Here is a 1,785-nt window from a genome sequence, read left to right as displayed (position 1 = left end):
CGACCGCCGCCGCGAACTCGACTTCTGGCGCGACACCGTCACCGTCGACGAACCCCCGCTCGGCGACCGGCCCTTCGACCCGGCCCGCGACACCAACGCCACCGTCGCCACCGTCGCCACCGCGCTGCCCACCGCCGTCACCGAGACGCTGCTCACCACCGTGCCCGCCGCGTTCCACGGCACCGTCGACCATGCCCTGCTCACCGCGCTCGCCCTCGCGGTGACCGCGTGGCGCCGCGGCCGCGGCGACACCGGCACCGTGGTGCTGCTCAACGTCGAAGGTCACGGCCGCGACACCGACGCCGTCCCCGGCGCCGACCTGGCCGCCACCGTCGGCTGGTTCACCACCATCCACCCGCTGCGGCTGGACCTGACCGGCATCGACCTCGACGACGCGTTCGCCGCCGGTCCCGCCGCCGGACGCGCCGTCAAAACCGTCAAGGAACACCTGGCCGCCGTCCCCGACCACGGCATCGGCTACGGGCTGCTGCGCTACCTCCACCCGGACACCGCCGCCGCCCTCGCACCCGGCGCCACCCCGCAGATCAGCTTCAACTACCTCGGCCGGCCCACCGCCGGCGCCGACACCACCGCCGACACCCCGTGGCTGCCCATCCCCGGCTTCGACCGGGGCGGGGCGCAGAGCCCCGACATGGCCGCCGCCGCCGTGGTCGACATCAACGCCGTCACCGTCGACACCCCCGACGGGCCGACGCTGCACGTGCACTTCTCGTACCCCACCGGTCTGCTCGACCGCGGCGCGGTCACCGCGCTGAGCCACCGCTTCACCGACGCCGCGACCGCCCTGGCCCGCCACATCCGGCACCCGCAGGCCGGGGGACTGACCCCCACCGACCTGCCCCTCGTCCGCCTCGACCAGGACGACATCGATGGTCTCGAGCAGCGCTACGGGCCGCTGGAAACGGTGTGGCCCACCGCGCCCCTGCAAACCGGGCTGCTCTTCCACGCCCTGCTCGCCGGGCCCGACCCCGACGCCTACATCGTGCAACTGGTCCTCGACACGCGCGGCACCGTCGAGGTGCCGCGGCTGCGCCGCGCGATGGCGCTGCTGCTCGAACGGCACCCCAACCTGCGGGCCGCGTTCACCGCCCACCCCGAGCACGGCTACCTGCAGGTCGTTCCCAGCCACGTCGACGTGCCGTTCACCGTCGCCGACACCACCGACGACCCCGACCCGCAGGCCGCCGCGACCCGACTGCTCGACACCGATCGCCGCACCCGCTTCGACACCGCGACCGCACCGCTGCTGCGCGTGACCGTCGTGCACACCGCCCCGGACCGGCACCTGCTCGCCCTGACCAACCACCACCTGCTGCTCGACGGCTGGTCCACCCCGGTGCTGCTGCGCGAACTGCTCGTGCTGTACGCCACCGACGGCGACACCACCGTCCTCGATCGGCCCCGCAGCTACGGCACGTTCCTGACCTGGCTCACCGCCCGGGACACCGCCGCCTCCCTCGCCGCGTACCGCCACGCCCTGGCCGGCATCGACGAACCGACCCTGCTCGCCCCCGAGCACCGCCCCGAACGGTCCGCGGGGATCTCCGAGGACCTCGACCTCGACCTGGGCGCGGAGCTGTCCGCCCGCCTCGACGCGGTCGCCGCGGCCCGCGGCGTGACCGTCAACACCCTCGTCCAGACCGCGTGGGGGCTGGTGCTCGGCGCGCTCACCGGCCGCACCGACGTCGTGTTCGGCGCCACCGTCTCCGGGCGCCCCCCGCAGCTGCCCGGGGTGGAAACGATGATCGGGTTGTTCATCAACAC

The 1,785-nt window shown here is 74.4% G+C and carries 1 protein-coding gene; it reads left to right on the top strand.

The genetic code is table 11. The features are described 5' to 3' along the window. Positions 1-1,785: condensation domain-containing protein (locus Q8814_RS25985; protein WP_330154807.1), on the top strand; the 1,785-nt coding region annotated here is incomplete at both ends.

The sequence above is a fragment of the Rhodococcus chondri genome (genome assembly GCF_036327435.1).
In the GTDB taxonomy this organism is placed as follows: Bacteria; Actinomycetota; Actinomycetes; order Mycobacteriales; family Mycobacteriaceae; genus Rhodococcus; species Rhodococcus chondri.
This window is presented reverse-complemented; position numbering and strand designations above follow the sequence as displayed.